At 64.8% G+C, this 6,756-nt stretch carries 8 protein-coding genes; 2 read left to right on the top strand and 6 right to left on the bottom strand.

The window, feature by feature from the left end:
- The coding region (locus tag RKP46_RS09100) for an NYN domain-containing protein (protein WP_311106354.1) at positions 1–1,019 on the top strand (1,019 nt) is incomplete at its 5' end.
- Between the two features lie 97 nt (positions 1,020–1,116).
- On the opposite strand, the gene panD is transcribed toward RKP46_RS09100, so the two are convergent.
- The 4 genes from panD to RKP46_RS09080 form a co-directional block, all read right to left on the bottom strand.
- Entirely contained in the window at positions 1,117–1,503 is a 387-nt protein-coding gene (panD, locus tag RKP46_RS09095; protein ID WP_311106353.1) for an aspartate 1-decarboxylase, read from the bottom strand.
- Positions 1,504–1,560: 57 nt separating this feature from the next.
- A complete protein-coding gene (panC, locus tag RKP46_RS09090) occupies positions 1,561–2,406 on the bottom strand; it encodes a pantoate--beta-alanine ligase (protein WP_311106352.1) in 846 nt (281 codons plus the stop codon).
- 146 nt (positions 2,407–2,552) lie between these two features.
- Complete coding sequence (gene panB, locus RKP46_RS09085; RefSeq protein WP_311106351.1) at positions 2,553–3,365, bottom strand: 3-methyl-2-oxobutanoate hydroxymethyltransferase; 813 nt, start codon at positions 3,363–3,365, stop codon at positions 2,553–2,555.
- A gap of 4 nt (positions 3,366–3,369) precedes the next feature.
- Positions 3,370–4,026 carry a deoxynucleoside kinase gene (locus tag RKP46_RS09080; RefSeq protein ID WP_311106350.1) on the bottom strand — a complete coding sequence of 219 codons (657 nt, stop codon included), beginning with the start codon at positions 4,024–4,026 and terminating at the stop codon, positions 3,370–3,372.
- Positions 4,027–4,433: 407 nt separating this feature from the next.
- Here RKP46_RS09080 and RKP46_RS09075 point away from each other — a divergent pair, with 407 nt between their 5' ends.
- Positions 4,434–4,637, top strand: coding sequence for a hypothetical protein (locus tag RKP46_RS09075; RefSeq protein ID WP_311106349.1), 204 nt, complete (start codon positions 4,434–4,436; stop codon positions 4,635–4,637).
- A 19-nt stretch (positions 4,638–4,656) separates the two neighbouring features.
- Here the strand turns inward: RKP46_RS09075 and folK are convergent, their stop codons facing one another.
- Together folK and pcnB are read right to left on the bottom strand one after the other, a co-directional pair.
- Positions 4,657–5,211, bottom strand: a complete 555-nt coding sequence (gene folK / locus RKP46_RS09070; protein ID WP_311106348.1) for a 2-amino-4-hydroxy-6-hydroxymethyldihydropteridine diphosphokinase — start codon at positions 5,209–5,211, stop codon at positions 4,657–4,659.
- A gap of 100 nt (positions 5,212–5,311) precedes the next feature.
- Positions 5,312–6,667 (bottom strand): polynucleotide adenylyltransferase PcnB, encoded by a 1,356-nt coding sequence (pcnB, locus tag RKP46_RS09065; protein ID WP_311106347.1) that lies wholly within the window; start codon positions 6,665–6,667, stop codon positions 5,312–5,314.
- Positions 6,668–6,756 lie beyond the last annotated feature (89 nt).

The raw sequence follows: 6,756 nt of genomic DNA, 5'->3' as shown, positions 1-6,756 counted from the left end.
TGCGCGAGAATGCCAAGTACGTCATCGGCGTCGGCGTCAAGCAATCGACTTCCGATCTGCTGATTGGCAACTGTGACGAGTTCATTTTCTACGACGACCTGGTTCGCGAAAGCCAGCGCGCAGCCCGGCGCGACTCCAAGGAAGCGCAACCCGTCGTCAAGCGTAGTCCGGAAGAGGATGCGCAACGCAAGGCTGAACTCGAAGCGCGCCGGAGCAAAGCCATCGAACTGGCGGTGGCGACGCTTGACGCGCTGGTTGCCGAGCGCGGCGACAGCAGCAAGATCTGGGCCTCGATGCTCAAGGAAGCGGTCAAACGCCGCAAGCCGGACTTCAGCGAGTCGTACTACGGATTTCGTGCTTTCGGCAACCTGCTCGAAGAAGCGCAGGCGCGCGGGCTGCTGGAAATTGGCCGTGACGAGAAGTCGGGGACCTACGTGATTCGCAACAATTCGGTGAGCGTTGCGCCGGAGGCACCGCCCGGCGAGCCGGCTGTTGAAGCGCTGCCGGCAGTGGCCGTGCCGTCGGCTGCGCCATCAAGCCGCGACGAGCCGTCGGACGCCGCCGGCGCACCTGCAGAGCGCAGCGAGTCGAGTGCGCCGAGCGAGGGAGAACGCAAGGCGCGCAGCTCCCGCAAGACCACCGACAAGGGTGTCAAGCGCACACGTGGTGGGCGCGCGAGCAAGGGCGCAACGCTAATCGAGGAGAAACTGCCGGTTGCTGCTTCGGCGGACGAGACGAGCGCGTACGAACAGCCGCCGCCAAGCGAAGGCGCGACGAGCGAAGCGGGGCCAGCGCCGACGAGCAGCACGGTCCCCGCAGACGTTGCGTACGCCGCTGGGGAAGCGGTCGGCGGCGCGACCGCTCCGTCGGCCGACGCAGTTGGCGAAGCATCGCCGGGGGGACAGACGGCTGGCCCGGCCGAACTCGGCCCAGGCGAGCGTGCCGAGCCCGTGCGCAAGGCGCCGGCGCGCAGTCGGCGGCCGCGCAAACCGAAGGTCGTCGCGGAGGACAGCCAATAGGCTGCGCGTGGCCGCGAGCCGACGAGTCGAAAAAAAAAGCCGCGACGCTTGTCGCGGCTTTCCTCGTCGGCGTGGCTTGCCTGATCGGCGCGCCTGCTCAGGCAGCCGCTGCCTGCGCCGGAATGTGTCCGGCAGTCCGCACGATCCTGTTCTGTGTATCGACGTAGATGAGTTGCGGCGCATAGCGGCTCAGTTCAAGCTCGCTGTAGACGGCGAAGCTGGCGATGATCAGCAGGTCACCCGGCGCCGCGCGTCGGGCGGCTGATCCGTTGACCGAGATGACTCCCGATCCTCGTTCGGCACGAATCGCATAGGTGGTGAAACGTTCGCCATTGCTGACGTTCCAAACGTCGATCTGCTCGTACTCGCGGATGTTCGACGCGTCGAGGAGGTCTTCGTCGATAGCGCATGAACCTTCGTAGTGAAGCTCGGCGTGCGTCGCGGTTACGCGGTGCAGCTTGGACTTCAGCATCGTTCTCTGCATGGAGTCACCGATCTAGTGGGGGAGGGGAAGCGCATTGTAGCGGCTAATAGGCGCTTGTCAACGGCCGTTCGGGAAGTCGATTTCGACGTTGTCGATCAGCCTGGCGCTACCCAGACGGCTGGCTGCAAGCACGACCAGCGCTTCCCTTTCGTCTGCTTCCGGCGGCTGCAGATCGCTCTGTCGGCGTACGGCAACATAGTCCGTCTGCCATCCGTTTCGCTCGAGTTCGGCAAAGGCCTGCTGCTCCAGCTCGGCGAAGTCGCGGGCTCCGGCCGCGATTGCGCTCGCGATCGATGCCAGCAGGCGCTGCAGACGCGGCGCTTCAGCGCGCTCGGCCGGTGACAGGTAGGCATTACGCGAGGAGAGGGCGAGACCGCCAGCGTCACGCACCGTCTCTCCGCCGACGATATCGATCGGCAGCGCCAGCTGCTGCGTCATGTGGCGCAGGATGAACAGTTGCTGATAGTCCTTTTTGCCGAACAGCGCAATCTGCGGCTGGACGATGTTGAACAGCTTGAGGACGACGGTCGCCACGCCGCGGAAATGCCCAGGCCGGAACTCGCCGTCAAGCTCGTGCTGGATGGCCGGCGGGTCGACATAGTACTGTTGCGCCGTCGGGTAAAGATCGGATTCAGCCGGCGCGAAAAGGACGTCGACCTGAGCCGCAGCGAGTTGGGCGCAGTCAGCCTCGAGCGTGCGCGGATAGCGGTCGAAGTCATCGCTCGGTCCGAATTGCAGGCGGTTGACGAATATGCTGGCGACCACCAGGTCGCCAAGCTGACGCGCCCGGTTCATCAACGCGATGTGTCCGGCGTGCAGATTGCCCATGGTCGGCACAAAGGCAATCCGCCGGTGGCCTTGCAGTGCCTGGCGAAGGTCGGCGATCGACGAATGAATCTGCATGACGGTGCGTGGCCTTGGTCGGTGGTTAAGCGGTTGCCGGATGCGTCGTTTCCGGGTCGGTATCAGCGGAGGTCTGGCCGGTCAGCCCGGCCGGGCGGTGGGTATCGGGCGGCACGGCGAGCGCAGCGATGATCGCCGCCGGCTGCTCAATAACAGTGCTCCGGGCCGGGGAAGCTTCCGTCCTTGACGGCCGCCGCGTAGGCCGCGATGGCGGCTGCGATCGAGGGCTGGCCAGCCATGAAGTTGCGAACAAAGCGCGCCTTGCGGCCGCTCGACACGTCGAGCATGTCGTAAAGAACGAGGACCTGGCCCGAGCAGTGGCGACTGGCGCCGATGCCGATGGTCGGAATGGCGAGGCGCTCGGTGGCCTCGGCTGCCAGTGCTTCCGGAATCGCTTCCAGCACGATCAGCGAAGCGCCAGCTTCCTGCTGGGCAAGCGCGTCGCTGAGCAGGCGGGCGGCGCCGGAGTCGTCGCGACCCTGGATGCGATAGCCGCCGAGCTGGTGCACCGATTGCGGGGTCAAGCCGACGTGCGCGCAGACAGGGATGCCGCGGGCGGTAAGGAAACGGGTGGTTTCAGCCATCTCGACGCCGCCTTCCAGCTTGACCATCTGGGCACCGGCCGCCATCAGGTGTACCGCGTTGCGCATCGCCTGCGCCGGGCTTTCCTGAAAGCTGCCGAAAGGCATGTCGGCGATGAGCAGTGCGCGCTGGCTGCCGCGAGCGACGGCTGCCGTGTGATACGCGACATCGGAGAGGGTCACCGGCAGCGTCGAGTCGTGTCCCTGGACGACCATGCCAAGCGAATCACCGATGAGCAGGGCGTCGATGCCGGCGGCATCGCAGAGGCGGGCAAAGCTCGTGTCGTAGCAGGTCAGCACAGCGATCTTCTCGCCGCTGGTACGCATCCTGGCAAGCTCGACGAGCGTCACTCGGCGCGTCACGACATGGGTGGACATGGCCTTACTCTCCTCGGTTGAAATACTCGCGGTGTCCGCGCATGGCCTCGATGCGCGTGACCAATAATTGGAAATCATCGTCACGATCAACGAAATTGATGTGCTCGGAATTCACCACCATTACCGGCGCGGCGTCGTAGTTGTGAAAGAAGCGGGTGTAGCTCTCGGCCAGAATGCTCAGGTAGGCGTCGCCGATGCCGCGCTCGACCTCTACACCACGCTTGCGTACGCGGGCGATAAGTGTTTCCGGTGCGGCCTGCAGGTAGATCACCAGGCTCGGCGCGGGTGGTTGCGGCGGAGCGAGAGCGTCGTGGATCCTGCGGTAGAGGCCGTATTCGTCGTCGCTCAGCGTCAGGCGGGCGAACAAGGCATCCTTTTCGAGCAGGTAGTCGGCCACGACCGGGCGCGCCAGGAGGTCGGGCGGTGGCAGCTCACGCAGACGCTCGACGCGCTGAAAAAGGAAGGCGAGCTGCGTGGCGAGCGCAAAGCGCTGTTGGTCCTGGTAGAAACGAGTGAGAAAGGGATTCGCTTCAGGTTGATCAAGGACGGTCTGGCCGTCCAGATACTCGGCAAGCCGGCGGGCAAGGCTGGTCTTGCCGACACCGATCGGTCCTTCGACGACGATAGAGCGGGCGCTGCTCAGGGTGTTGCGCGAAGACATGGAAAGGTCGCTGGTCGAGAACGAATGAAGGGTCGAGTTAAGGCAGGCTGGGCTAAGCAACACAGCCCGCTGCTCGAGGTCACTGGCGTACGACCTCTTGCCGGCCACGTCTGGTCTGTCATGGGATCAGCGCCGGGTGCTGTCCGGCGACGGCGCGTATACTAGGCTACTAAGATACGGAGTGGAAAGCCCGGATAGCGAGTCTGCGCCCGTTTGGCGAAAAAAAGTCGAGTTGGGTGCACTTTGCCTGATCGCCGGCGAGTGGTGGCGAGCCGCCGCTGCAGCGCGGTCCTTCTCCATCGTCAAGCGCGATGGGTAGCGGAATCGCACCTGCTTCGTCACACGCTGGTACAAACGAGTGTTCATCTGGTGCGTTATTCAGGCAGGACCCCTGACGGAGATGAACGATGAAAATTCTTGCTGCACCCTTGCTTGCTGCCGTAGTCCTGCTGAGCGGCTGTGTCGTCGTCCCTGCCGAGCCCGCTTTTGTCGGGCCGCCGCGGGTGCATGTGCGGCCGCCCGGCATCTATCTCGTTCCCGGTGGCGGTTACTACGGCCATCGGCACGAGCACCGTCCATATTGGCAACATGGGTACCGCCGCTATTACTGAGCGAACAAGGCTTCGGCGGTCAGCGGGCCAGCCTTTCAATGCGCTGGCGGCTGAGCGCCGGCAGCCAGGCGGCCGCGTAGCCACGCCCTGGAATTCGGCAATCAGGAGCAATCTCGAGCAGCGGAGCGATGACGAAGGCGCGCAGGTGCATGCGCGGGTGCGGCAGGCACAGACGCTGCCCGCACAGCGTGAGGTCGTCGTAGAGCAGCAGGTCGAGGTCGAGCGTGCGTGCTGAGTTGCGAAAAGTCCGCTGGCGGCCAAATTGTCGCTCTATGGCGAACAGGGAATCGAGCAGCTCTGTCGGCGCAAGCGTGGTTTCCAGCGCGGCGACCGCGTTGATGAAATCGGGCTGGCCACGAATTCCCACCGGCGCCGTGCGATAGAGCGACGACCGGCGCAGCAGCCGGAAGCCGCTGTGCCGGGCCAGAGCTGCACCCGCCGCCTCGACTTGCGCCACCGGGTCGGCCAGGTTGGCGCCAAGGGCAACGTAGGCCAGGTGTTGCGTTTGCTCAGCGCGCGCTGGCGGGCGAATCGGCGTCAGCGCTGGTTCAGGCGGTGCCGCCTCCACCTTCATCCGGCGGGCCTGGGTGGCGAGCGATCAGGCGGCAGAGCGTCGCCGGCCAAGCGCCGGGCAGGGCAAGAGGTCGAGCGCCCGGCGCGGCTGCGGCGACTCATCAATCTGTCTTCTCGACCGGCGCGGTCCGCGCCGAGCGCCGTCGGCGGCGGCGTTTCCTGGGCGTTTCGCCGGCTTGTCCGACGACCATCAAGGCACGGTTTTCGTCGTCGGCGTGCAGAAAATCGGTCCACCAGGTGCTGACCTCGCTGTCGACTTCGCCGGCCTGCGCGCGCAACAGGAGAAAATCGTAGCCGGCCTTGAAGCGCGGCTGCTGCAGCAGGCCGTAGGCGCGTTTCCCCGAGCGCTGCTCGAAACGCGGCTGCAAGGCCCAGATGTCCTTCATGTCACCGGCAATGCGCCGAGTTATCGCCAATTTCTCGGCTTGCACCTCGATGACTTCATCCATTGCCTGAAAGAACAGGGCTGGGGTCGCCGCCGACCCGGTATGCTGCTGCAGCGCGTCCCACTTGGCCAGCACCTCGTGCCAGAGCAGGCTGGCGAACAGGAAGCCCGGCGAAACGGGTTTTCCATGGTGTACCCGGCGATCGGTCGTCTCCAGCGCGAGCATGACAAAGCGCTCGCCGACCGGGTGCTCGAGAATCACGTCGAGCAGAGGCAGCAAGCCACGATGCAGCCCTTCTTCCCGTAATTGGCTGACGCAACGCACCGCATGACCCGAGGTCAGGAGTTTGAGCATTTCGTCGAACAGGCGTGAGAGCGGCACGTTGCCGATCAGGTCAGCCATCTCGCGAATCGGCCGGCGCGCCGCGGGATCGATCGAAAGGCCGAGTTTGGCCGCCAGCCGAACGGCGCGCAGCATGCGCACCGGGTCCTCGCGGTAGCGTGTGCGCGGATCGCCGATCATGCGCAGCGTCTTCTGCTGAAGGTCGGCGACGCCGTGATGGTAATCGACGATGTGCTCGCAGATCGGATCATAGTACAGCGCATTGACCGTGAAATCGCGCCGCGCAGCGTCTTCCGACTGGCTGCCGAAGACGTTGTCGCGCAAGACGCGTCCTTGCTCGTCGACCTGTCCGTGGCTGCCTGCGTCGTCGCCGTGATGCCCGCGAAACGTCGTGACCTCGATCGTTTCAGCGCCCATGCCGACATGCACGATCTGAAAACGACGGCCAATGATGCGCGACCGCCGAAAGCTCTGGCGAACCTGGTCCGGCGTTGCATTGGTCGCCACATCGAAGTCCTTCGGTGTCAGGCCGGCCAGCAGGTCGCGCACCGCGCCACCGACGACGTAGGCCTGGTAGCCGTTTTCCTGCAGCGTTTCGATAGTGCGCCGGCAGGCGCGGCTGATCTGATCGCGTTGCAGACCATGCTGGTCGACCGGGATGATTGCCGGTTCGGGCGCTTCCGTCGGCGTGCTGCGTCCGAGGACGCGAGAGATGAACTTGCGGATCATTGCGGGCGGCGCATCTTCCTGTCTGAAGGCTCAAAGCGCCCGATCATAGCCGATCTTATGCCTTTCATCAGCGTTGGAACAAGGGTTTG

The organism is Accumulibacter sp., from assembly GCF_031732815.1.
Lineage (GTDB): Bacteria > Pseudomonadota > Gammaproteobacteria > Burkholderiales > Rhodocyclaceae > Accumulibacter.
The sequence above is the reverse complement of the archived record's forward strand: the minus strand, read 5'-3'. Positions and strand labels throughout refer to the sequence as shown.

Bases quoted from the DNA above. Each gene is read 5' to 3' on its own strand.
- folK (WP_311106348.1), bottom strand. From the start codon at position 5,211: ATGAAGGTGGAGGCGGCACCGCCTGAACCAGCGCTGACGCCGATTCGC.
- RKP46_RS09080 (WP_311106350.1), bottom strand. From the start codon at position 4,026: ATGTCTTCGCGCAACACCCTGAGCAGCGCCCGCTCTATCGTCGTCGAA.
- panD (WP_311106353.1), bottom strand. From the start codon at position 1,503: ATGCAGAGAACGATGCTGAAGTCCAAGCTGCACCGCGTAACCGCGACG.
- pcnB (WP_311106347.1), bottom strand. From the start codon at position 6,667: ATGATCCGCAAGTTCATCTCTCGCGTCCTCGGACGCAGCACGCCGACG.
- RKP46_RS09075 (WP_311106349.1), top strand. From the start codon at position 4,434: ATGAAAATTCTTGCTGCACCCTTGCTTGCTGCCGTAGTCCTGCTGAGC.
- panB (WP_311106351.1), bottom strand. From the start codon at position 3,365: ATGTCCACCCATGTCGTGACGCGCCGAGTGACGCTCGTCGAGCTTGCC.
- panC (WP_311106352.1), bottom strand. From the start codon at position 2,406: ATGCAGATTCATTCGTCGATCGCCGACCTTCGCCAGGCACTGCAAGGC.